We start from the raw sequence: 22,791 nt of genomic DNA, 5'->3' as shown, positions 1-22,791 counted from the left end.
GGAAGCCGGAACCTGCCCCGCGCAGGCGGGGCGCCGTCGTCACAGGGTCAACTTTCGTCCGTCGGCTTCGGCGCCATCCATCGCGCCGCGAGGATCGAGACCTCGTAGAGCGCGATCAGCGGCACGGCGAGGCCGATCTGGCTGATGATGTCGGGCGGCGTCAGCACGGCGGCGACCACGAACATGATCACCACCGCATAGCGGCGGCCCTTGCGCAGCGAATCCACGTTCAGGATGCCGACCTTGCACAGCAGGGTCAGCAGCACCGGCAGCTGGAAGGCCAGGCCGAAGGCCAGGATCATGTGCATGACGAGCGAGAGGTACTCGCTCACCTTCGGCAGCAGGTCGACCGAGGCGCCGTCCCAGCCGCCCGGCGGCGTCGCGAAACCAGCGAGGAAGCGCCAGGCCAGCGGGAAGATGAAGTAGTAGGCGAGCGCCGCGCCCAGCAGGAACAGGAAGGGCGAGGCGACGAGGAAGGGCAGGATCGCCCGCTTCTCGGACCGGTAGAGCCCCGGCGCGACGAACAGCCACAGCTGCGTCGCCCACATCGGGAAGGACAGGAAGATCGCGCCGAAGAACGCCACCTTCAGGTAGGTGACGAAGGCCTCGAGCAGATGGGTGAAGATCAGCCGCGGGTTCGAATGCCCAAGCTCCCGCATCACCTTGATCAGCGGTTCGGCCAGGAAGAAGTAGATCGGCTCGGCGAAGTAGTAGCAGCCGGCGAAGGCGATGAAGAAGGCGGCGACGGACCACAGCAGCCGCTGACGCAGCTCCTTCAGGTGATCCATCAACGGCATCGGCTTGTCGTCGATGACGTCTTCGTCGGTGTTGGAGGCCACGGAGCCGTCCCTTCAGACGCTCGGGGTGGTGGTCGCCGGCGTCGCGGCCGGGGCGGGGGCGGTCCCGCCCTCGGACGGCGGCACGAAGGCGGGCGCCGGCGGCGCCTCGACGACCGGGGGCGGCGGCGGGGGTGGGGCGTGCCAGCGGGCGACGTCGGGCGGCACGAAGGCAGGCGCGTTCTCCGGCACCGGGGGGGGTTCCCAGGCCGGCGCGGTCGTCCCGCCGGTCATCGGGTCCTCGAAGGCCTTGCGGACGGTGCCGTCGGAATCGACCGCCTTCTCGATCTCGCCCTTGATGTCGAACTTGCGGATGTCGCTGATGGTGTTGCGCACCTCGGCGATCTGGTTGCGCACGTCATCGAGCTTCGCCTCGCGGACCAGCTCGTCCGCCTGCTGCTGGAACTCGGCGACCTTGCGGCGCAGGGACTGGATGCCCTTGGCCACGCCCTTGATCGCATCGGGCAGGTCCTTGGGCCCGATGACGACGAGCGCCACCACGGCAATCAGCGCGATCTCGGACCAGGCCAGGTCGAACATGTGTTCCCTTCGTCCCCGGCGCACTCCCGCACGGGGGACGCCCCGTTAGCAGGAAGCCGCCACGCCGCCAATGCGGCTACCGCCTATCTAGGAAGCCTCGGGCGGAAAGACGAAGGCCCGTTCCGGATCCAGCGCGACGTTCACGTGCTCCCCGCGCGCGAGGCGCCGCCCGGGGGGCAGGCGCGCATGCAGGTGCAGCAGCCCGCCCGTCCCGTCCGGGATGGCGAGGTGCACCAGCGTCGTCGCACCCAGCAGGCGGCAGGCCTCGACTTCCGCCGGGTGCCCGCCCTCGGCGCCGAGCCGCAGGCCCTCGGGGCGCACCAGCACCTCGGCCGGCATGCCGTCGGCCATCTGCGCCGGCAGGCTGCCGATCGCGGTTTCCGCCCTGCCCTCCCGCACCCGTCCGGGAAGCCGGTTCACCTCGCCGAGGAAGGTCGCGACATAGCGGTCGACCGGGCCGAAATAGAGCGCCTCGGGCGGGCCGATCTGAAGGATCCGGCCTTCCCGCATCAGGGCGATGCGGTCGCCCATGAACATCGCCTCCTCCGAATCGTGGGTCACCAGCAGGGTGGCGATGCCGGAGGTCTGCAGGACGTGCAGCGTGTCGTCGCGGACCTGTTCGCGCAGCCGGGCGTCGAGGCTGGCGAAGGCCTCGTCCAGCAGCAGCACCGCCGGGCGCGGCGCCAGCGCGCGGGCCAGTGCCACGCGCTGCTGCTGCCCGCCCGAGAGCATGTGCGGATAGGCGCCGTGATAGGCCTCGAGCCCCACCCGCGCGAGGGCATCCATCACCCGCCAGCCGCGTTCCCCGCGGGGGGCGAAGCGCAGGCCGAAGGCGACGTTCTCCGCGACCGTCAGGTGGGGGAACAGCGCGTAGTCCTGGAAGACGAAGCCGACGCCGCGCCGTTCCGGGGGCACGTCCCTGCCCGGCTCGGCGATGACCTGGCCGCCGAGCTCGATCTGCCCGGCCTGCAGCGGCTCGAGCCCCGCGGCGAGGCGCAGCAGCGTCGTCTTGCCGCAGCCCGAGGCGCCGAGCAGGCAGACGATCTCCCCCGGCGCCACGGTGAGGTCGACGCCGCGGAGCACGGCGAGCGACCCATAGGCGTGGCGGATGTCCCGGAACACGAGGGTCACGGTTGTTGGCCCTCAGACGCCGGGCGCCGGCCGTCCGGCCGGCTTGGCTTCGCGCGGGAATGCTGCGCCCGGCGCGGCTCGCGGTCGGGCGCGGTCGCGCCTTGCGCTCCCGGCCGGCCGATAGCGGCAGGCCGCGGGGTGCGCTGGTCTTGGCAAGACTGGGTCATGGCGTCGGCGGCGCGGGGGGCTCGTCTTCCGAGGAAGCGGGCGGTTCTTCCGGTTCGGGTGCCGCTTCAGCCGGCGATTCCGCTGGCGCGGGGCCGAGCGGCAGGGCCGGCGCGGTCTCGGCAGTGACCAGTTCCTCCTTGCGGGGCAGGTCCGACAGCGCCTTCAGCCCGAACTGCTCGAGGAATTTCGGGGTGGTCCCCCACAGCGTCGGGCGGCCGGGCACCTCGCGCCGCCCGCGCGGAGCGATCAGGCCGAGTTCCAGCAGCGCTTCCAGCGTCGTCTGGGACAGCGTCGCACCGCGGATCTCCTCGATCTCGCCGCGGGTGCAGGGCTGGTGGTAGGCGATGACGGACAGCGCTTCCATCGCCGCACGCGGCAGGCGGCGCGGGGCCTGGACCACCTTGGTCAGCCGTTGCGCGAGGTCCGGCGCGGTGCGGAAGGCCCAGCCACCGGCGACCTCGGTCAGCACCACGCCCCTGCCCTCGCAGGCCTCGGCCAGGGCGGCGGCGGCGGCGGTGGCGGTCAGCCCCTCCGGCAGCACGGCGGCGAGCATGGCCGGCGTCACCGGCCGGTCCGAGGCATAGATCAGCGCCTCGGCGACGCGCACGCCCTCGGCGAGCAGCGCCGGGTCGGCCTCCGGCGGTGCGGGCTCCGGTTCCGGCGCGGGCGGCACGGGCACGGCTTCGCCCGCCGCCGCGGGCGGCGCCTCGGGCGCCTCCTCCGGCGTCTCAGGCGTTCCGTTCATCCGTCGTACCTTCTTCCGTCCGGCGGCGGACCATGATGGGGCCGAAGGCCTCTTCCTGGCGGATCTCGATGCCGCCGCCGCGGGCCATCTCCAAGCCTGCCACGAGCGTGCTGGCAAGGGCCGCGCGCCGTTCCACCGGGTCGACGATCGTATCGGGCAGGAAACCCTGCAGCACCGACCAGGACGGCAGGGCGCCGACCAGGCGGGTCAGGCGCTCCAGCGCCTCCTGCACGGTGAACAGTTTCCGCGGCTTGGGCCGGTAGGGACGTTTCGCCAGCGCCCGCCGCCGCGCGGCGACATAGGCCTGCAGCAGAGACGGCAGGTCGGCATGCAGGCCCGAACGGTCCTCGACGCGCAGGCTTTCCGGCAGGCCGCGGGCGAAGACGTCATGGCCCAGCCAGGGCCGGCGGTTCAGCCACAGCGCGGCCGCGCGCATGCGTTCCAGTTCCGCGAGACGTTCCGTCAGCGTCTCGGCCAGCGCCTCGGCGTCCTCGCCCTCGGCCTCCTCGGGCGGGATCAGCAGTCGGGACTTCAGCCAGGCGAGCCAGGCGGCCATCACCAGCCAGTCGGCGGCCAGTTCCAGCCGGACCCGACGCGCGCCCTCGATCACCGCGAGATACTGGTCCACCAGCGCGACGATCGAGATCTTCGCGATGTCGACCTTCTGCGCCCGCGCCAGTTCCAGCAGCAGGTCGAGCGGCCCTTCGAAGCCGTCCAGGTGCAGTTGCAGCGTCTCGCTCATCCGCCCGCTCCGTGGCCCGTGAGCACGAGCACGAGGTCGAAGGCCGGCCCGACGAGGTTCCGCACGAACCAGTTCATCGGGTCCCAGGCCGGAACGACCATGGGCAGGATGAACAAGCCCAGGATGACGATCAGGAGTCCATAGGGTTCGACCCGCGCCAGCGCGATGGCCGGCCCGCGGGGCAGGATGCCGACCATGATCCGCCCGCCGTCGAGCGGGGGCAGCGGCAGCAGGTTGAACAGCCCGAGCACCAGGTTCGCCACCATCACCAGGGCGAGGAAGCGCACCAGGTAGCGCGCCAGATCGGGGCCGAGCATCCCCTCCCCAGCCACCACGGCATGGACCAGGAGTGCCGCGACAATGGCCTGGAAGGCGTTCACAGCCGGCCCGGCGGCGGCGACCAGCACCATGCCCCAGCGCGGGTTGCGCAGGCGCCAGATGTCCACCGGCACCGGCTTGGCCCAGCCGAACACCGCCTGGACCTGGCCGATGGTCAGCAGCTGCCCGGCGATCATCAGCCCCGGCAGGATGAGGGTGCCGAAGGTGTCGACATGGCGCAGCGGATTCAGGCTGATCCGCCCCGCCTTCTTCGCGGTGTCGTCGCCGAGGGCCAGCGCGGCGTAGCCATGCGCCGCCTCATGCATCGTGATGGCGAGCACCGCGGCGAGCACCGCCGCGGCGGCTTCCGGAAGCCAGTCGAGCATCAGGCGGCGGGGCGTGCTGTCGGGTCGTCGCCGGCCGCGGCGCCGGACGCGGCGCCGAGGGTCGCGTCGCGCAGGCTTCGCAGCGCCGCTGGTTCGCGGTCGCGGAAGGCGTCCCGGGCGGCGCGGGCGGCGGCGAGACGCTCCTCCGCGCGCACGCTCAGCCGCGGGCAGGCGGAGAGCAGCGCGGCCGTCTCGGCCAATCGCCCGGTGCAATGCAGGACGACGTCGCAGCCCGCCTCGAGCGCCGCGCCGGCGAGGTCGTTCGAGGTGCCCTGCAAGGCCCCCATGGCAAGGTCGTCGGTCACGATCACGCCGTCGAAGCCGATCTCGCCGCGGATGATGTCGTTGATCACGCGGGCAGAGATGGTGGCAGGGCGGCTGGCATCCCAGGCCTCGTAGAGCACATGGGCGGTCATCGCCCAGGCGCCCGAGGCGGCCAGCGCCCGGAAGGGCGCGATGTCCTGCGCCAGTTCGGCCAGGCCTGCGCCGACGCGTGGCAGTTCGTGATGGCTGTCGGCCATCGACCGGCCATGGCCGGGGATGTGCTTGATGACGGGGATCGCGCCGGCCGCCTGGAGGCCGGCGATCACGGCTGCGCCGCAACGGGCGATCTCGGCCGGGTCCGCGGCATAGGCGCGGTCGCCGATCACGCCATGGGCGCCGGGGATCCGCAGGTCCAGCACCGGGGCGCAGACGACGTCGAGGCCCTCGGCCACGCACGTCGCGCCCAGCAGCAGCGCATTGGCCCGGATGGCCGGTTCCGGCATGCCTTCGAACGCTGCGGCAGCCGGGAAGCGTTCCCAGTGCGGCGGCTTGAGCCGCGCGACGCGCCCCCCTTCCTGGTCGACCAGGATCGGCGCCTCGGCGCCAAGGATCTCGCGGATCGCGGCCGTCAGCGCCCGCAATTGCGTCGGGGCCGCGACGTTCCGGGCGAACAGGATGACGCCGAGCGGGCGTTCGGCGCGCAGCAGCGCCGCTTCCTCGGGGGTCAGGACGGGGCCGGACAGGCCGACGATCGCCGCGCGGGGAGTCACGGGAATGGCGGCCGGGTCAGCGGATGATGGTGCAGGGCATCTGCTTGGCGCGCGCCTGCTCGCAGAAGGACTGGGCGGCCGCGACATCGGCGAAGCCGCCGGTGCGGAGCCGGTACAGCGTGGGCTGCCCTTCCCGCTCGAAGCGGACGACCTGCGGGCGGAAGGCGCCGAGCAGGTCGGCGTGGCGGCGCGCGAGGCGATCCCATTCCGCGCGCGCCGCTTCCTCCGAGGTCAGGGCGCCGAGTTGCACGCGGATCGTCCCGTTGGGTGCCGGGGCCGGGCGCGCGGGCGCGGCGGCCGGGGTCGCCGCCGGGGCCTGGGCCGCCGGCGCCGACGCGGGCGGGGCAGCCGTAGTTGCCGGGGCCTGCCTCTGCCCGGCCGGGGCCGCCGGTGCGCCGTTCGCCGCCTGGCGCGGTGCTGCCGGGGTCGCCGGCGCCGCCGCGGGTGCCGCGGGCGCCGAAGGGGCCGCCGCCTGCTGAGTCGGCTGCGCGACCTGCGCGCGGAGGGCATCGAGCCGCGGCCCTTCCGGCTCCGGCGCAAGCCGCGCGCCGGCGGACGGGGCGCCACCGCGGTTCCGCTCGAAGATCAGTTCATCCTGGTTGGGCACGCGCAGCCCGCCGGGATCGTCCGGGCGGACCTTGAAGGGACGCGGATCGGCCTCGATCAGCGGCACGCTGCGCGACCCTCCGCTGCGGCTGATGCCCCAGGCGATCGCAGCGCCGACCGCGAGCACGGCGGCAAGCCCCCCGCCGATCGCCAGCATCCGCCAGGGAGGCCCGCCATCGGCGGGCCGCACCCGATAGGACGGCATCTGAACGTCTGTCATGCCCAACCCCCCTGGGCCGTGGGCAAGCCCGTCAGCGCATCTCCTCCACCGGCGTCACCCCCATGACGCCGAGGCCCGATCGGATCACCGTCGCAGTCGCCGCGACGAGGGCCAGCCGGGCCCGGGTCGCCTCCGGCTCCTCCGCCCGGATGAACCGGAGCGTCGAATCGTCGCGACCCCGATTCCACAGTACATGAAAATCCCCGGCCAAGTCCTGCAGATAGAACGCGATTCGGTGCGGCTCACGCGCTGTTGCGGCTGCTTCCACGGTGCGCGGCCAGGCCGCGATGCGCCGGATCAGGGCCATCTCGGCGGGGTCGGTCAGGGCCGCGAGCGGCGCCGTCGCGAGTTCGCCCACCTTGGGATCCCCCGCCTGGCGCAGAACCGACCGGCAGCGCGCATGGGCGTACTGCACGTAGAACACCGGGTTGTCCCGCGTCTGCTCGACCACCTTGTCGAGGTCGAATTCCATCTGCGCGTCCGACTTGCGCGTCAGCATGGTGAAGCGCACCGCGTCGCGGCCGACTTCCTCGATCAGGTCGCGCAGCGTGACGTAGGTGCCGGCGCGCTTCGACATGCGCACGGGCTCGCCGGCCTTCATGACGTGCACGATCTGGCACAGCACGATCTCGAGCGGCACCTTCCCGCCGGAGACCGCGCGCACCGCCGCCTGCATGCGGTTGACGTAGCCGCCATGGTCCGCGCCCCAGACGTCGATCAGCAGTTCGTGGCCGCGGCCGATCTTGTCGGCGTGGCAGGCGATGTCGTTGGCGAAGTAGGTGTTCGACCCGTCCGACTTGCGCAGCGGGCGGTCCACGTCGTCGCCGAAATCGGTCGCGCGGAACAGCGTCTGCGGGCGCGGCTCCCAATCCTCGGGCGTCTTGCCCTTGGGGGGCTCGAGCACGCCCTCGTAGATGAGGCCCTTGTCCTCGAGCAGCTTCACCGCGCCTTCGACGGCGCCGGCCTCGACTAGCGCGCGCTCGGAGAGGAAGACATCCTGCGTCACGCCGAGCAGCGCGAGGTCCTCGCGGATCTCGGCCATCATCATCGCGACCGCGGTTTCGCGGCAGGTATCGAGCCAAGCGGACTTCACCAGCCAGCCGCGTTCCAGGGCCGGGCCGAAGGCGGACAGCGTCTCCTCCTCCGGCAGGGTGTCGGCCTCGATGCGGCGGGCGACCAGGCTGTCGCCGTAGCGTTCGGCGAGCGCCTCGCCCACCGCGACCAGGTAGTCGCCGCGATACTGCAGCGTGACGCCGAAGCGGCGCTCCGTCTGTTCCGCGTTCCATTCCTCGGCGTCGAGGGTGACCGCGCGCAGGTAGCGCCAATAGGCCGCCCAGCCGAGGGCTGCGACCTGGTTGCCGGCGTCGTTGACGTAATACTCCTTCGTCACCGCCCAGCCGGCCTTGGCCATCAGGTTGGCGAGCGCATCGCCCACCACCGCGCCGCGGCAATGCCCGACATGCATCGGCCCGGTCGGGTTGGCGGAGACGTATTCGACATTCGCGCGCACGCCGGCGCCGAGGCGGGATTCGCCGTAGGCCTCCCCGGCCAGCAACACGGCACCGACCTGGGCGCGGAGGAAATCCTCCTTCAGCCGGAGGTTCACGAAGCCGGGGCCGGCGGGGGTCGCCTCGGACACCATCGGCAAAGCGACCAGGCGTTCGGCCAGCGCGGCGGCGAGCTTGGGCGGCGGCATGCGCGCGGGCTTGGCGGCCACCAGCGCGGCATTGGTCGCCATGTCGCCATGCGCCGCCTCGCGCGGGGGCTCGACCTGGACGCGCGAGAGGGCCTCGGCCGGCAGGTCGGGCACCAGGGCGGCGAGCGCGCCGCGCACCTCCTGCGTCAGGAGGGTGAAGATGTTGTCGGTCATGGGCTCTCAGCCAGGAATGTCGGGGTCGGTCATGCGCCGGTGTTCCTCCAGCGCGTAGCGGTCAGTCATGCCGGCGATGTAGTCGCACACGACGCGGGCGCAGTGCGGCGACCCGGCATCGCCCGCACGGGCGCGCCACATCGGCGGCAGCATCTGCGGCCCGCCATGCAGCAGGCTGAACAGCATCTGTACCACGCGCTTCGACTTCGCCATGGTGCGGTTCACCCGCCAGTGGCGGTACATGCGGGTGAACAGGAAGTCGCGCAGGACGTTGTTCGCCTCGATCATGCCGTCGGAGAAGGCAACGACCGGGCGTGGCGCGCGGCGGATGTCGTCAACGCTCGCCGGCGCCATCGCTGCGATGCGCCGGCGGGATTCGGCAACGACGTCGCCCACCATCATGTTGATGACGCGGCGGATCATCTCCGACGGCACGCGGTCCTCGGCGCCCGCGGGCGCGGCGCGGCGCGCCTCGGCCAGCGCATCGCCGATCAGCGGCAGCGCGCCCACTTCCTCGAGGGTGAAGAGCCGCGCGCGCAGCCCGTCGTCGAGGTCGTGGTTGTTGTAGGCGATGTCGTCCGCCAGGGCGGCGATCTGCGCCTCGGCACTCGCATGGGTGCCGAGGTCGAGCGGATGCTGCGCGTCGTATTCGGCGATGTAGGGCGCGGGGCGGCGCAGCGGGCCGTTGTGCTTGGCAAGGCCCTCCAGCGTCTCCCAGGTCAGGTTCAGCCCGTCGAAGCCGGCGTAGCGCGTCTCGAGCAGCGTCACCGCCTTGAGCGACTGCGCGTTGTGGTCGAAGCCGCCATAGGGCTTCATCGCGCTGTTCAGCGCGTCCTCCCCCGCATGGCCGAAGGGCGGGTGGCCGAGATCGTGGGCGAGGGCGAGGGCTTCCGAGAGGTCCTCGTCGAGCGACAACTGACGCGCGATGGAGCGCGCGATCTGCGCGACCTCGATCGAATGGGTCAGGCGCGTCCGGAAATGGTCGCCTTCGTGGTAGACGAAGACCTGGGTCTTGTACTGCAGCCGGCGGAAGGCGGTGGCGTGGATGATGCGGTCCCGGTCCCGCTGGAAGGGCGAGCGCGCATCGCCCCCCGCTTCCGGATGCAACCGGCCGCGCGAGGTCTCCGGCCGGACGGCATAGGGCGCGAGACTCATGGCCGGGGGCCGTAGCACCCGGGCGCGCCCCCCGGCAACCGGCCGCCCGTTTGATCGTCGCGGCCGGCGTCCTATGTTGGGGGTGCCAGGAGTCCGAACGCCATGCCCGACGGCAGCAGCACCGCCCCCGCCTTCCGCGTCACCGACCGTGCCCGCGCCCAGATCAGCGAGATCGCGGCGCGCGAGGGCCGGCCCGCCGCCGGCCTGCGCCTGGCGGTCGAAGCGGGGGGATGTTCCGGCTTCCAGTACAAATTCGGGCTCGAGGACGCGCCGGCCGAGGAGGACCTGGTGGTGGGCGACGGCGCGGGGCGGGTCTTCGTCGATCCTGTCTCGCTCGACCTGCTGGCCGGGGCGGAACTCGACTGGGCCGAGGAACTGATCGGGGCGCATTTCGCGATCCGCAACCCGCAGGCGGTGTCGGCCTGCGGCTGCGGGACTTCCTTCTCGGTGGGCTGACGCGTCGGATTGCTGCGGCGCAGCAATTAGCTTGCAGGTCAGCAATCCTGACACATAACGTTGCCGTAACAGGGACCCAGCGCGCGGCCAGCCGAACCGGAGGGTTCCTCATGGCCGAACCGAAGCTCGACTATGCCGTTGCGCCCGCGATCATCCTGCGGATCGGCCTCTTCCTCGCCTGCATGGCGGCAGCTCTGGCCGCCTGAAGGCCGGTCGCGCGGCTGTCGCCGGAAGGGTATAGGAACACCCTTCCCTTCCGAACGAAGCCGGCATGAAGCTCGCGACCTTCAACGTCAATTCGATCCGCCAGCGTGCAGGCCATGTCGCGCGGTTCCTGCAGCGGGCCCAGCCCGACCTGCTCTTCCTGCAGGAGACGCGCTGCACGGCCGAACAGGTGCCGGCAATGGAGTTCGAGGCGTTGGGCTACCGAACGCACGCGGTCGGCCAGGCCGGCGGACGCAACGGCGTCGCGGTGATCGGGCGCATTCCCTACGAGGTCGTTGCTGAGCACCTGCCAGGCGACGAGGAGGACACCCAGGCCCGCTACATCGAGGTGCGCGCCGAAGGCCTGAATGCCGCCGGCATCTACCTGCCCAACGGCAATTCGGGCGGCGATGCGGGTTTCGCCTTCAAGCTGCGCTGGATGGACCGGCTGCGGACGGTGGCGGCGGACCGGCTCGATTCCTTCACGCCCTTCGCGATCCTGGGCGACTTCAACGTCTGCCCGACGCCGGCGGATCTCGCGCCGGGCGCCCTGCCCGACACCGATGCGCTGGTCCGCTCCGAAAGCCGCGCGCGCTTCCGCGCGCTGCTTCATCTCGGCCTGACGGACGCGCTGCGCGCGCTGCATCCCGACGAGACGCTGTTCACCTACTGGGACTACGGCGCGGCCTTCGAGATCAACCGCGGCCTGCGCATCGACCATGTACTGCTGAGCGCCGACCTCGCCGAACGGCTCGAAGCCTGCGAGGTCGACACCATGCCGCGCAGCGAGGCGCAGCCGTCGGACCACACGCCGGTGATCGCGACGCTGCGCTGACCCGCTACCAGCGGCGCCCGTAGTAGGGCCGCCCGTAATAGGGCCGGCCGTAATAGCCAGGCCCCCAATAGCCGCGCGGCCCCCAGTAGAAGCCAAGCCCGATCGAGGGCGAGACGACCACCGGCGGCGCCGCTGGCGGGACGTAGTAGACCGATGCGCCCTCGCCACCCGGATAGCCATAGGCGGGCGGCGCATAGGGCACGGCCGGCGCGGGCGGCGGGATATAGACGCCCGCCGGGGCGGCCGGCGGCAGCGGGCCGAGCGAGCCGTCCGGATAGACGGCGCAGCCGCCGAGCAGCGCGGCCAGGCCAAGGCAGGGCAGGAAGCGGGACATGGCGGGCCTCATCGTCATTGGACGCGCCAGTAGCCGCCCCAGCACCGGCCCCAGGCGTCGCAGCGCCGCGGCACCCAGACGCGCCGCGGCCGCGGCGCAACATAGACCGCCGCGGGCGGCGGCGGGGGCGGCGCAACATAGACGGGCGCGGGTGGCGGGGGTGCGGCCGGCGCATAGGCCACCGGCTGCGGATAGGCGACGCATCCCGCGAGGCCGGCACCGGCGAGCAACGGCAGCGAAAGGCGGCGGAGCATCATACGCATCCTCCAATGCGCCGGTTCAACGCACCGCCGCATCGGAGGTTTCTGCGCCCCGCCGATGGCAGGGCGATGGCATACGAAGGGTAACGCTACTGGTCGGCGTAGCAGTGCGTCTCGGCTGCGCCGCCGGGGTTCGTGACGGCGCCGAGATAGGCCGGGCCGACAAGCTGCGCATACTTCCACAGCGCGCCGGCGTTGTAGTCGTGGCCGCGCGGCTTCCAGGCGGCATGGCGTCGCGCGATCTCCTCCTCCGGCACGATCATGTCGATGGTGCCGCGCTCGGCGTCGATGACGATCTTGTCGCCGTTCTGCAGCAGCGCGATGGGGCCGCCCACCGCGGCCTCCGGCCCGACATGGCCGATGCAGAAGCCGCGCGTCGCGCCGGAGAAACGGCCATCGGTGATGAGCGCGACCTTGTCGCCCATCCCCTGCCCGTAGATGGCGGAGGTGGTGGACAGCATCTCCCGCATGCCGGGGCCGCCCTTGGGACCCTCGTAGCGCACGATGATGACATCGCCGGGCTTGTAGGCGCGCGCCTCGACGGCGGCGAACGCGTCCTCCTCGCAGTCGAAGCACAGCGCGGTGCCCTCGAAGCGCAGGTTGTGCATCCCCGCGATCTTCACGATCGCGCCGTCCGGGGCGAGGTTGCCGTGCAGCGCGACCACCCCGCCGATCGGGGAGATCGGGTTAGTGGTCGGGTGAACGACGTCCTGGTCCTTCGGGATGATCACCTCGCGATGGTTCTCGGCGAGCGTCTTCCCGGTGACCGTCATGCAGTCGCCCTTCACATAGCCGCCGTCGAGCAGCGCCTTGATGATCACGGGCACGCCGCCGATGCGGTGCACGTCGGCGGCGACGTATTTCCCGCCGGGCTTGAGGTCCGCGATGTGCGGCGTCTTGCGCATGATCTCCGCGACGTCCTGCAGGGTGAAGCGGATGCCGGCCTCGTGCGCCATGGCCGGGAGGTGCAGCGCGGCGTTGGTCGACCCGCCCGTCGCGCCGACGATCGCCGCCGCGTTGTGCAGGGCGTCGAGGGTGACGATGTCGCGCGGGCGGAGGTTGCGGCGGATCAGTTCCACCACCGCCTTGCCGGAGGCCACGGCATAGGCGTCGCGCTCCTCGAAAGGCGCCGGCGCGCCGGCGGAAAACGGCAGCGCGAGGCCGATCATCTCGGACACGCAGGCCATGGTATTGGCGGTGAACTGGCCGCCGCAGGCGCCGGCGCCGGGGCAGGCATGGCGCTCGAGCTCGTCCAGTTCCTCGTTGGACATGTTGCCCGCGGCGTGCTGGCCGACCGCCTCGAAGATGTCGAGCACGGTCACGTCCCGCCCGTGGTGCTTCCCGGGCATGATCGAGCCGCCATACATGAAGACCGACGGCACGTTCAGCCGCAGCATGGCCATCATGACGCCCGGCAGCGATTTGTCGCAGCCCGCGATGCCGACCAGTGCATCGTAGCAATGCCCGCGCATGGTCAGTTCGATCGAATCGGCGATGGCCTCGCGGGAGGCCAGCGAGGACTTCATCGACTGGTGGCCCATGGCGATGCCGTCGGTCACCGTGATGGTGGTGAATTCGCGCGGCGTCGCGCCGCCTTCCTTCACGCCCTTCTTGGCCGCCTGCGCCTGGCGGGACAGCGCGATGTTGCAGGGCGCGGCCTCGTTCCAGCAGGAGGCGACGCCGACCAGCGGCTGGTCGATCTCCTCCCGCGTCAGGCCCATCGCATAGAGGTAGGAGCGGTGCGGCGCGCGCTCCGGCCCCTGGGTGGTGTGGCGGCTGGGCAGGCGGGACTTGTCCCAACGGGTGGTGGCCATGGACGGGTTCCTCAGGCGTGTCTGGAGCCTATCCGGGCGCGGATGCCCGTCCTCCGTCAAGCCTCCACGGGCAGCGCCGCATGGGCTTCGGCGAGCAGCGCGAAGGACCGCAGCCGCGCCGCCGGATCGTGGATCTGCGCCGTGACCATCAGTTCGTCCGCGCCGGTGCGGGCGACGAGGTCCGCGATGCCGCGCCGGACCGTCTCGGGCGCGCCCACCACCGAGCAGGACAGCGCATTGTCCAGGATCATCCGCGCGCGGGGATCGAGCCGCGCCTCGTAGCCTTCCATGGGTGCGGGCAGCTTGCCGGGGCGTCCGGTGCGGAGATTGACGAAGGCCTGCTGGAGCGAGGTGAAGAGGAAACGCGCCTCCGCCTTGGTCGGTGCCGCGAAGACGTTCACGCCGATCATGACATGCGGCTTCGCCAGGCGCTCGGACGGGCGGAAGGTCTCGCGATAGACCCGGATCGCCTCCATCATCATCTGCGGCGCGAAATGCGAGGCGAAGGCGTAGGGCAGGCCGAGATAGGCGGCGAGTTGCGCCCCGAAAGTGCTGGACCCGAGGATCCAGACCTCGACCGCCTGCCCCTCCCCCGGCACGGCGCGCAGCGCCTGGTCCGGATGGGCGGGGCGGAAGTATTCCATCAGCTCCAGCACGTCCTGCGGGAAGGAATCGGCATCCCCCGCCAGGTTCCGCCGCAGGGCGCGGGCCGCGACCTGGTCGGTGCCCGGCGCCCGGCCGAGGCCGAGGTCGATCCGCCCCGGATACAGCGCGGCGAGCGTGCCGAACTGCTCGGCGATGATCAGCGGCGCGTGGTTGGGCAGCATGATGCCCCCGGCGCCGATGCGGATCCGCCGCGTGCCTTCCGCGACATGGGCCAGCGCGACGGCCGTCGCGGCGCTGGCGATGCCGGGCATGTTGTGGTGTTCCGCCATCCAGAAGCGCCGGTAGCCGAGCGCATCCGCATGGCGGGCGAGGTCGCGGGAATTGCGCAGCGCATGGCCGGCGTCGCTGCCGTCCGGGATCGGCGAAAGGTCGAGGACCGAGAGCGGGATCATGGTCGGCATATGGGCGGCGCGAGGGCCGCCCGCTACCCGATGGCGAGCAGGAACCCCACCGCCACGCCGATCGCGACCATCCCCGAGATGCCCTGCGCCACCGCCTTGGACATGCCGAACCGAGCCAGCAGGTCCCGCCCCGCCACCGTCACCACGACGAAGATCGTGATGGCGATGAAAAGGTTGATCGTGGCGCTGTCGAACATCAGCCGGCGATCCGCGCCATGGCGGCATCGAGGCGCGCCATCTCGACCTTCGCGGCGGCGAGGCGCTCGCGGTTCTCCTCAACCACTTCCTCGGGCGCGCGGGAGACGAAGGTCTCGTTGCCGAGCTTCGCTTCGATCTTCTGCGCCTCGCCCTCGATGCGGGCGCGTTCCTTGGCGAGGCGCGCACGCTCGGCGCCAAGGTCGATGACGTCGGCCAGCGGCAGCATGATGGTGGCTTCGCCGACGACGGCCTGCACGGCACCCTTGGGGGCCTCGCCTTCGAGCGCGCGGATCTCGGTCGCGCGGCCAAGGCGGCGGATCGCGTCCTCCCACCGCTTGGCGCGGGCCAGCGATTCACCCGAGGCACCGGCGAGCAGCAGCGGCACGGTGATGGACGGCGCGACGTTCATCTCCGAGCGCACCGTGCGGACCTCGGAGACCACGCGCACCACCCAGTCGAGCTCGGCGCGCGCATCGGCCGCACCGTCGACGGACACGGCTTCCGGCCAGGCCGCGCGGATCAGGCTTCCTTCCGCGCCATAGCCCATGCGGTGCCACAGCTCCTCGGTCAGGAACGGCATCACCGGATGCAGCATCCGAAGGATGGTGCCGAGCACGTGCTGGGCCGCACCCTTCACCTCGTCCTTGTCCGCCCCATCCGGGCCATTCAGCACGGGCTTGGCGAATTCCAGGAACCAGTCGCAGAAGGTGTTCCAGGTGAAGCGGTAGCAGGCGCCGGCATAGTCGTCGAAGCGGAAGGCCTCGAGCGCGGCGTTCGCCTCGGCCACGGCGTTGTTCGCCGCGTCCAGGATCCAGCGCGACAGGGGCAGCTTCGCCGACGCCGGATCGAAGTCCGTGCGCGGCGCGATGCCGTTCATCTCGCAGAAGCGCGACGCGTTCCAGATCTTCGTGGCGAAGGCACGGTAGCCCTCGATGCGCTGCTTCGCGAGCTTGATGTCGCGCCCCGGCCCGGCCAGTGCGCAGAGCGTGAAGCGCACCGGATCGGCGCCATAGGCGTCGATCAGTTCCAGCGGGTCCATGACGTTGCCGCGCGACTTGGACATCTTCTGCCCCTTCTCGTCGCGCACCAGGCCGTGGATGCAGACCGTCTTGAAGGGCGTCTCGCCCATGAAGTGGATGCCCATCATCATCATCCGGGCGACCCAGAAGAAGATGATGTCGAAGCCCGTCACCAGCACGTCGCCGGGGTAGTACTTCGCCAGTTCCGGCGTCTTCTGCGGCCAGCCGATGGTACTGAACGGCCACAGCGCGGAGCTGAACCAGGTGTCGAGCACGTCCTCGTCGCGCGTCAGCTCGACGTCGCGGCCGAACTTCGCCCGCGCCAGGCCGCGGGCCTCGTCCTCGGTATGGGCGACGAAGACCTCGCCGTCCGGCGCATACCAGGCCGGGATCTGGTGGCCCCACCAGAGCTGGCGGGACACGCACCAGGGCTGGATGTCGCGCATCCAGGCGAAGAAGGTGTTCTCCCACTGCTTGGGCGTGAACACGGTCTGGCCGGTCTCGACCGCCTTGATCGCGGGCTGGGCCAGCGTCTTGGCGTCGACGTACCACTGCATGGTCAGGCGCGGTTCGATCGGCACGCCCGACCGGTCGCCATGCGGCACGGCATGGGTGTGCGGCTCGATCTTCTCGACGAGCTCCATCTCCTCGAGCCGCGCGACGATCGCCTTGCGCGCCGCGAAGCGGTCCTGGCCGCCGAGGCCGCGGACGAAGTCGAGGTCCGACACGCCATCGACCGCGGCGAGCGAGGCCGCGATCTCGTCCAGCATCACCTTGCCTTCCGCATCGAGCACGGAGGGCGAGGCGAGCGCATGGCGCTTGCCGACTTCGAAGTCATTGAAGTCGTGCGCCGGGGTGATCTTCACCGCGCCCGAGCCCTTCTCCGGGTCGGAATACTCGTCCGCCACCACCGGGATGGCGCGGCCGGTCAGCGGCAGGATCACGCGCTTGCCGACCAGGTCGCGGAAGCGGTCATCCTCGGGGTGCACGGCCACCGCCGTATCGCCCAGCATCGTCTCGGGTCGCGTCGTCGCGACCACGAGGAAGCGGCCCGGTTCGCCCTCCACCGGGTAGCGGAGGTGCCACAGATGCCCCTTCACCTCCTTGCTCTCGACCTCGAGGTCCGAGATCGCCGTGAGGAACTTCGGGTCCCAGTTCACCAGGCGCTTGTCGCGGTAGAGCAGGCCTTCGCGGTAAAGGCGCACGAAGACCTCGCGCACCGCCTCGGACAGGCCTTCGTCCATGGTGAAGCGTTCGCGCGGCCAGTCGAGCGACGCGCCGAGGCGCCGCAGCTGCCGGGTGATCGTCCCGCCGCTTTCGGCCTTCCATTCCCAGACGCGCTTCACGAAGGCCTCGCGGCCCATCGAGCGCCGGTCGGCATTGCCCTGCTGGGCCAGCAGCCGCTCGACCACCATCTGCGTCGCGATGCCGGCATGGTCCGTGCCCGGCTGCCACAGCGCATCGCGCCCCTGCATGCGCCGCCAGCGGATCAGGACGTCCTGCAGTGTGTTGTCGAGCGCGTGCCCGATATGCAGCGACCCCGTCACGTTCGGCGGCGGGATCATGATGGTGAAGGGCTTCGCCGGAGAGGCCGGGTTGGCCGAGAAGGCGCCCGCGCTCTCCCAGCCCTCATAGAGGCGCTGTTCGATCGCGGCGGGGTCGAAGGACTTGTCGAGCATGGGCGCATCCCTTCCCCGCCGCCGCCCCCGCGTCAAGGGCGACGCGCAGGGATTGGACGGGCCGCGCGCGCCTGGGCTAAGCGGGCTCGTCCATCCCGGGGAACGACCATGATCGCCAGCCGACGCTGCCTGTTCGGCCTCGCCGCCGCCACCCTCGCCCGCCCGGCCCTGGCCCAGGCCCCCTGGCCGAACGGGCCGATCAAGCTGATCGCCCCCTTCCCGCCCGGCGGGTCGGTGGACACGATTTCCCGCCTGCTCCAGCCGACGCTCTCGGCCGAGCTGGGCGTCCCGGTGGTGATCGAGAACCGGCCGGGTGCGTCGGGCGCCATCGGTACGGCGGCACTGGCGCGCTCCCCGGCCGACGGCCAGACCTGGGCGATGGTCTTCGACACCCATGCGGTGAACCCGGCGCTGATCCCGAATCTCGGCTTCGACACGAAGCGGGACCTCTCGACGGTGATGCTGCTCGGCACCTCGCCCATGCTCATCACCACCCACAATTCGCGCCCCTGGCGGTCGCTGCCGGAGGTGATCGCGGCCGCCAAGGCGCGGCCGGACACCCTGACCTACGGGTCGATCGGCAACGGGTCGCTGGCGCACCTGACCATGTCGCTGATGCAGGCGGCGGGCGGCTTCAAGGTCGTGCACGTGCCCTATCGCGGCGGCGGGCCGATGAGCGCGGCCGCTGCCGCCGGCGAGCTCGACATGCCGATGGCGACCAATGCCGGGCTTGGCGGCCAGGTGGGTGCGACCCTGCGGCCGCTCGCCCAGACCGGCGGGCAGCGTTCCCCGCACTTCCCCGACCTGCCGACGGTCTCGGAATCCGGGGTGCCGGGGATCGATGCGCTGGCCTGGTGGGGTTTCATCGGCCGCGCCGGCGTGCCCGAGCCGATCGTCCGCCGCGTCCATGCCGCGCTCGCCAAGGCGCTGGCGGTGCCGGAGGTCAGCGCCCGGCTCAACGGCCCGCTCGGCGTGGACGTCGTCGGATCGAGCCCGGAGGCCTTCGCCACCTTCCTCGATACGCAGATGACGGTCTGGGGCCGGGTGGTGCGCGACAACAACATCCGCCCGGACTGAGCCCGGGCGGGGCGCGTCAGCTCAGGGCGCGCCCGACCACGCGTTCGATCTCGGCGCGGACCAGCCGCTCGACCATCCCGGGCAGGTGCTGGTCCAGCCAGTCCTTCAGCAGCGGGCGGAGTTCCTCCCGCACCACATCCTCGATGGACGGTCCGCCGCGGGTCACCGTGGCGGTGCGGTCGGCCGAGACCGCCTGAAGCAGCCGCCCCACCGAGGCTGCCGCGGCGGCGGCCACCGCCGGCGCCAGCAGCGCGTCCGCCGACGGCACGGGGGCCGGGACGGGCATGGGTTCCGGCGACGGGGGCACTGGGGTCAGCGCCTCGGGCGCCGGGACAGGCGGGGAGACCATCATCTCCTCCGTGAGGATGAGGGGGGCGGCCTCGGCCTGCGGGGCCGGCGCGGCAGGGGCCGATGGCGCCGCGGGCTGGGCGGCCGCGGCGCCAGGGGCGGCCTCGTCCTCGTTCAGGATGCGCCGGATGGAGGCGAGGATGTCCTCCATCGACTGGTCGGCGGTCACGCCCCCGGGGGGCGGGGTGGTCGGCGGCTGGCTCATGGGCTGCGAGGTCCGGCGGCGGGCTGGACGACCGGCGTGAGGGACTGCACCTGCACCGCCCCCTGCGGCTGGTTCGGGACGTCCGAGAAATCCCCGGTGCCGAACCAGCGGTCGCGCACGGCATTGTAGTAGGTGCGCGGGTCATAGACATCGACCGGCAGGCTGAGGTCGCGCGCGGTGAGCCGACCCACCGTCGCGGTCAGCGCGTAGGAGGCGTTGATCAGCGTCGCGAGCGCCTGCACCAGGCTGACGCGGGCGTTGAGCAGCTCCTGCTCGGCGTTCAGCACGTCGAGGGTGGTGCGGCTGCCGACGATCGCCTCGCGCTGCACGCCGTCGAGGGCGATTTCCTGGGCGCGGATCTGGGCGCGCACGCTTTCGACCTGGGCGCGCGCCGTGCGGAGCGATTCCCAGGCCTGCGTCGCCTGCTGCGCCGCGAGGCGCTTGGCATCCGCCACCGCCTGCCGGGCCTGCTGCGCCGTCTGGCGCGCCTGGCGGACCGCGGAATGCTCGGCGCCGCCCTGGTAGAGCGGCACCGAGAGGTTCGCCGTTACCTGCGTGCCGGTCTGGCGCGACCCGCGCGTGTTGGTGTTGTCGATGCGGAAGGCCGAGGCGTTGACGCTGACCTGCGGCATCAGGGCGGAGAACTGCACGTCGATGAAGTCGCGCGCCGCGGCCTCGTCAAAGGTGGCGGCGACGACGGTCGGGTTGTTGTCGGTGGCGAGCCGCACCGCTTCCTCGACCGAGCGGACCGGCGGGATGACGGGCGGGGGCGCCTGCACGCGCGTGGGCTCGACGCCGATCAGGCGCTGGAACACCGCGCGGGAGGACTGCAGGTTGCCCTCGGACTGCTGGAGGTTGGCGCGCGCGCCGGCGAGGCGGGATTCCGCCTGGGCGACGTCGGTGCGGGTGATCTCGCCGACGCGGAAGCGCTCATTCGTCGCCTGCAACTGTCGCATCAGCACTTCGACGTTGTTGGCGTTGAGGCGCACCACCTCCCCGTCACGGATCACCGCGACATAGGCGGCGACGGAATCGAGCAGCACGCCCTGCTCGGTCGCGAGCAGGCGCGCGCGCTGGGCGTAGACCTGGTTCTCCGCCCGGCGGGTCGAGGAGGTCGTGCGTCCGCCGCGATAGATCGGCTGCGTGACCGTCGCCTGCATCGTCGCGGTGTTGCGCGGGATGTCGGTGTAGAGCGAGAAGGGTTCGCCGACCGTCGTCGGGTTCAGCAGGTTGCCCGCGGAATCCCGCGCCGCCGGCACGGTGGTCTGCAGCCGGTTGGTCGAGTTGGTGTAGCCGCCCGCGCCCGAGAGCACGACCGTCGGCCGCCAGCCGGACAGCGCCTGCGGCACGTTCTCGTCCACCGCCCGCTGCTGCGCGCGCGCAGCGAGCAGCGTCGGGTTGTTCGCATAGGCGGCGGCCAGCGCCTCCTGCAACGACTGCGTCCTGCCGCTGGCGGGCGCAAGCGCCGCCAGGGCAACAGAAAGCAGCATCGTCCCGCGCAGACTCATCATGTCAGTCGCCGATCCCCAGATCTTCCGGCCGGCCGTCCGCCGAAACAGGCACGGACTGCCCCAGTGTCAGGGGAAAACCTTAACGCAGCGCAACACGTTGGCGCCAGCCCGCACCCGACAACGAAGTGTGTCGATGTGCGGGACCGGGTTCAGAAGGCGAAGGCCGGCGCCGCGGCGAAGCCCGGCAGCGCCGGGGCATGGGCGTCGAAGGCGGCCGTCGTCGTCGTGGTGCCGCCCGCGCGGCGCGCCAGCAGCGCACGGCCCGGCGGGCCACCGGCCAGCCCGACAGCAACCAGGCGCCCGCCCTCGGCGAGCTGCTCCTCGATCGCCGCGGGCACCTCGCCGACGCCGCCCTCGATGAGGATGACGTCCCAGGGCGCGCCGGCCGCGTGGCCCTGCGCGGGATCGGCCTGCACGATCGTGACGCTGCCCGCCGGCGTGGCCGCCGGCAGCGCGGCGCGCGCGATGGCCAGCAGCGCCGGGTCGGATTCGACCGCGGTGACCGTCCCGCCGATCGCGGCCATCAGCGCGGCGCCGAAGCCCGTGCCGGCGGCGAGCACCAGCGCGCGTTCCCCGCGCTTCAGCGCGGCGAGCTGCACGAGGCGCGCAAGCACCAGCGGCTTCAGCATCGCGCGCCCGCCCGGCAGCGGCACGTCCGCATCGGCGTAGGCACGCGCGGCGAGCGCCGGCGGCACGAAGCGCTCGCGCGGCAGGTCGCGCAGCGCCGCGACGATGCGCGGATCCTCCACGCGGTTGGGGCGGAGCTGCCCATCCACCATGAAGCGGCGCGCCTCGGCGAAATCCATCGTGATCGGCCTCGTGACAGGGTCGGGGCGGGTTATAGGTCGCCCGGCGCCGGGGCGCCAAGCGGGCGCTTGACCGCGACGGTCGCGCAGTCGATATGGGGCGCCCGCGCGGTCCGGTGGCCGAGTGGTCAGGCAAGGGTCTGCAAAACCCTCTACAGCGGTTCGATTCCGCTCCGGACCTGATCGCGCGGGTGGGTTTACATGGGTGTCGCCCCCGACTATATGCGGCGCCCGGCTCCGTTCCCCGATAGCTCAGTTGGTAGAGCGCGGGACTGTTAATCCCTAGGTCGTAGGTTCGAGTCCTACTCGGGGAGCCATCCTTTCCTCCAGGAATGTGAACCCTGCCGCCGCCGCGTCGGTCTTGACGCGGGCGGGGGTGCTCGGCCCCCATGCGTCCCGCTTCTTGCCGGACGACCAGATGGATACGCCGCCCGCCGGACTCGCGCCGCACGCGACATTGCCGCGCCACTACGCCGACCCGGCGCAGCGCGACCGCTTCGTCCGTGGCCTGTTCGACGGCGGCGCCGCCTCCTACGACCGCATCAACGCCGTCTTCTCCTTCGGCTCCGGCGCCCGCTACCGGCGTGAGGCCCTGCTGCGCAGCGGGCTCGCGCCCGGCCAGAGGCTGCTCGACGTCGCGACCGGCACCGGGCTGGTGGCGCGGGAGGCGCTGGCGGTGCTCGGCCGCCCGCAGGACGTGATCGGCCTCGACCTCAGCGGCGGCATGCTGCGCGAGGCCCGCGCCGCCTTGCCGATTCCGCTGGTGCAGGCGCGCGCCGAGGCGCTGCCGCTGGCCTCCGAGAGCGTCGACCTGGTGAGCATGGGCTACGCGCTGCGCCACGTGGCCGACCTGGTGCGGACCTTCGCGGAATACCGCCGCGTGCTGCGCCCAGGCGGGCGCGTCCTGCTGCTCGAGATCGACCAGCCCTCGAGCCCGGTCGCGCTTGCGGCGCTGCGATTCTACCTCGGCCGCGTGGTGCCGGTCCTGTCGCGCTGGATCGCCGGGCGCGGCAGGTCCCAGCAGATGATGGAGTATTTCTGGGACACCATCGACGCCTGCGTGCCGCCCGAGGCGATCCAGGGCGCGCTCGCCGAAGCGGGCTTCACCGACATCGGCTGCGAGGTGCAGCTCGGCATCTTCCGCGCCTACCGGGCGCGGCGGCCCGACGCCACGCCGTAGAGCCGCTTTCGTGAGCATCTTCACCCGATCAGGTGGTTCCGCCTGAT

General features: G+C 71.8%; 23 protein-coding genes and 2 tRNA genes. 6 read left to right on the top strand and 19 right to left on the bottom strand.

Annotated elements, in window-relative coordinates; translation table 11 throughout:
• Positions 1-47: 47 nt before the first annotated feature.
• The 10 genes from tatC to GWK15_RS00780 all read right to left on the bottom strand — a co-directional run bounded on the left by tatC (position 48) and on the right by GWK15_RS00780 (position 9,751).
• Positions 48-797 carry a twin-arginine translocase subunit TatC gene (gene tatC / locus GWK15_RS00825; RefSeq protein ID WP_168040173.1) on the bottom strand — a complete coding sequence of 250 codons (750 nt, stop codon included), beginning with the start codon at positions 795-797 and terminating at the stop codon, positions 48-50.
• A gap of 54 nt (positions 798-851) precedes the next feature.
• A complete protein-coding gene (gene tatB, locus GWK15_RS26245) occupies positions 852-1,376 on the bottom strand; it encodes a Sec-independent protein translocase protein TatB (protein WP_168038124.1) in 525 nt (174 codons plus the stop codon).
• A gap of 87 nt (positions 1,377-1,463) precedes the next feature.
• Positions 1,464-2,507, bottom strand: a complete 1,044-nt coding sequence (locus tag GWK15_RS26480; RefSeq protein ID WP_168038122.1) for an ATP-binding cassette domain-containing protein — start codon at positions 2,505-2,507, stop codon at positions 1,464-1,466.
• A gap of 163 nt (positions 2,508-2,670) precedes the next feature.
• Positions 2,671-3,420, bottom strand: a complete 750-nt coding sequence (gene scpB, locus GWK15_RS00810; RefSeq protein WP_168038120.1) for an SMC-Scp complex subunit ScpB — start codon at positions 3,418-3,420, stop codon at positions 2,671-2,673.
• Positions 3,404-4,162: a segregation and condensation protein A gene (locus GWK15_RS00805; RefSeq protein ID WP_168038118.1), complete on the bottom strand. Its 759-nt coding sequence runs from the start codon at positions 4,160-4,162 to the stop codon at positions 3,404-3,406. The genes scpB and GWK15_RS00805 overlap by 17 nt, the downstream gene beginning before the upstream one ends.
• Complete coding sequence (locus GWK15_RS00800) at positions 4,159-4,866, bottom strand: site-2 protease family protein (protein ID WP_168038116.1); 708 nt, start codon at positions 4,864-4,866, stop codon at positions 4,159-4,161. The genes GWK15_RS00805 and GWK15_RS00800 overlap by 4 nt, the downstream gene beginning before the upstream one ends.
• Complete coding sequence (gene nagZ, locus GWK15_RS00795) at positions 4,866-5,900, bottom strand: beta-N-acetylhexosaminidase (protein ID WP_338147168.1); 1,035 nt, start codon at positions 5,898-5,900, stop codon at positions 4,866-4,868. The genes GWK15_RS00800 and nagZ overlap by 1 nt, the downstream gene beginning before the upstream one ends.
• Positions 5,901-5,916: 16 nt before the next feature.
• On the bottom strand, positions 5,917-6,726 hold the full coding sequence (locus tag GWK15_RS00790) for an SPOR domain-containing protein (protein ID WP_168038112.1): 810 nt from the start codon (positions 6,724-6,726) through the stop codon (positions 5,917-5,919).
• 31 nt (positions 6,727-6,757) lie between these two features.
• Positions 6,758-8,596 (bottom strand): arginine--tRNA ligase, encoded by a 1,839-nt coding sequence (locus GWK15_RS00785; RefSeq protein WP_168038109.1) that lies wholly within the window; start codon positions 8,594-8,596, stop codon positions 6,758-6,760.
• 6 nt (positions 8,597-8,602) lie between these two features.
• The gene (locus GWK15_RS00780) at positions 8,603-9,751 is read right to left on the bottom strand and encodes a deoxyguanosinetriphosphate triphosphohydrolase (protein WP_168038107.1); all 1,149 of its coding nucleotides are present in this window, start codon (positions 9,749-9,751) and stop codon (positions 8,603-8,605) included.
• Between the two features lie 102 nt (positions 9,752-9,853).
• Between GWK15_RS00780 and GWK15_RS00775 the strand changes: the two genes are divergently transcribed.
• Complete coding sequence (locus GWK15_RS00775) at positions 9,854-10,207, top strand: HesB/IscA family protein (RefSeq protein ID WP_168038105.1); 354 nt, start codon at positions 9,854-9,856, stop codon at positions 10,205-10,207.
• Positions 10,208-10,478: 271 nt separating this feature from the next.
• A complete protein-coding gene (xth, locus tag GWK15_RS00770; RefSeq protein WP_168038103.1) occupies positions 10,479-11,246 on the top strand; it encodes an exodeoxyribonuclease III in 768 nt (255 codons plus the stop codon).
• Positions 11,247-11,250: 4 nt separating this feature from the next.
• Here xth and GWK15_RS00765 read toward each other — a convergent pair whose 3' ends face one another.
• From GWK15_RS00765 to GWK15_RS00740, 6 genes are all read right to left on the bottom strand, one after another.
• Positions 11,251-11,580, bottom strand: coding sequence for a hypothetical protein (locus GWK15_RS00765; RefSeq protein WP_168038101.1), 330 nt, complete (start codon positions 11,578-11,580; stop codon positions 11,251-11,253).
• A 14-nt stretch (positions 11,581-11,594) separates the two neighbouring features.
• Positions 11,595-11,834 carry a hypothetical protein gene (locus GWK15_RS00760; protein WP_209441962.1) on the bottom strand — a complete coding sequence of 80 codons (240 nt, stop codon included), beginning with the start codon at positions 11,832-11,834 and terminating at the stop codon, positions 11,595-11,597.
• A 95-nt stretch (positions 11,835-11,929) separates the two neighbouring features.
• Complete coding sequence (gene ilvD / locus GWK15_RS00755) at positions 11,930-13,654, bottom strand: dihydroxy-acid dehydratase (protein WP_168038097.1); 1,725 nt, start codon at positions 13,652-13,654, stop codon at positions 11,930-11,932.
• Between the two features lie 56 nt (positions 13,655-13,710).
• Complete coding sequence (locus tag GWK15_RS00750; protein WP_168038095.1) at positions 13,711-14,712, bottom strand: LLM class flavin-dependent oxidoreductase; 1,002 nt, start codon at positions 14,710-14,712, stop codon at positions 13,711-13,713.
• Between the two features lie 32 nt (positions 14,713-14,744).
• A complete protein-coding gene (locus GWK15_RS00745) occupies positions 14,745-14,918 on the bottom strand; it encodes a hypothetical protein (protein WP_168038093.1) in 174 nt (57 codons plus the stop codon).
• Entirely contained in the window at positions 14,918-17,617 is a 2,700-nt protein-coding gene (locus GWK15_RS00740) for a valine--tRNA ligase (protein ID WP_168038091.1), read from the bottom strand. The genes GWK15_RS00745 and GWK15_RS00740 overlap by 1 nt, the downstream gene beginning before the upstream one ends.
• 108 nt (positions 17,618-17,725) lie before the next feature.
• Between GWK15_RS00740 and GWK15_RS00735 the strand changes: the two genes are divergently transcribed.
• Positions 17,726-18,694, top strand: coding sequence for a Bug family tripartite tricarboxylate transporter substrate binding protein (locus GWK15_RS00735; protein WP_168038078.1), 969 nt, complete (start codon positions 17,726-17,728; stop codon positions 18,692-18,694).
• 16 nt (positions 18,695-18,710) lie between these two features.
• Here the strand turns inward: GWK15_RS00735 and GWK15_RS00730 are convergent, their stop codons facing one another.
• The 3 genes from GWK15_RS00730 to GWK15_RS00720 all read right to left on the bottom strand — a co-directional run bounded on the left by GWK15_RS00730 (position 18,711) and on the right by GWK15_RS00720 (position 21,564).
• Positions 18,711-19,247 carry a DUF2497 domain-containing protein gene (locus GWK15_RS00730; protein ID WP_168038076.1) on the bottom strand — a complete coding sequence of 179 codons (537 nt, stop codon included), beginning with the start codon at positions 19,245-19,247 and terminating at the stop codon, positions 18,711-18,713.
• On the bottom strand, positions 19,244-20,758 hold the full coding sequence (locus GWK15_RS00725) for a TolC family outer membrane protein (RefSeq protein ID WP_245211375.1): 1,515 nt from the start codon (positions 20,756-20,758) through the stop codon (positions 19,244-19,246). Before GWK15_RS00725 ends, GWK15_RS00730 begins: the two co-directional genes overlap by 4 nt.
• Positions 20,759-20,907: 149 nt before the next feature.
• Positions 20,908-21,564 (bottom strand): protein-L-isoaspartate O-methyltransferase family protein, encoded by a 657-nt coding sequence (locus GWK15_RS00720; RefSeq protein ID WP_168038074.1) that lies wholly within the window; start codon positions 21,562-21,564, stop codon positions 20,908-20,910.
• A gap of 110 nt (positions 21,565-21,674) precedes the next feature.
• Between GWK15_RS00720 and GWK15_RS00715 the strand changes: the two genes are divergently transcribed.
• The 3 genes from GWK15_RS00715 to GWK15_RS00705 all read left to right on the top strand — a co-directional run bounded on the left by GWK15_RS00715 (position 21,675) and on the right by GWK15_RS00705 (position 22,744).
• Positions 21,675-21,745, top strand: a tRNA-Cys gene (locus GWK15_RS00715).
• A gap of 60 nt (positions 21,746-21,805) precedes the next feature.
• Positions 21,806-21,881, top strand: a tRNA-Asn gene (locus tag GWK15_RS00710).
• A 101-nt stretch (positions 21,882-21,982) separates the two neighbouring features.
• On the top strand, positions 21,983-22,744 hold the full coding sequence (locus GWK15_RS00705) for a class I SAM-dependent methyltransferase (protein ID WP_168038072.1): 762 nt from the start codon (positions 21,983-21,985) through the stop codon (positions 22,742-22,744).
• Positions 22,745-22,791: the final 47 nt, after the last annotated feature.

It is taken from the genome of Neoroseomonas oryzicola, from assembly GCF_012163135.1.
Taxonomy (GTDB): Bacteria; Pseudomonadota; Alphaproteobacteria; order Acetobacterales; family Acetobacteraceae; genus Neoroseomonas; species Neoroseomonas oryzicola.
This window is presented reverse-complemented; position numbering and strand designations above follow the sequence as displayed.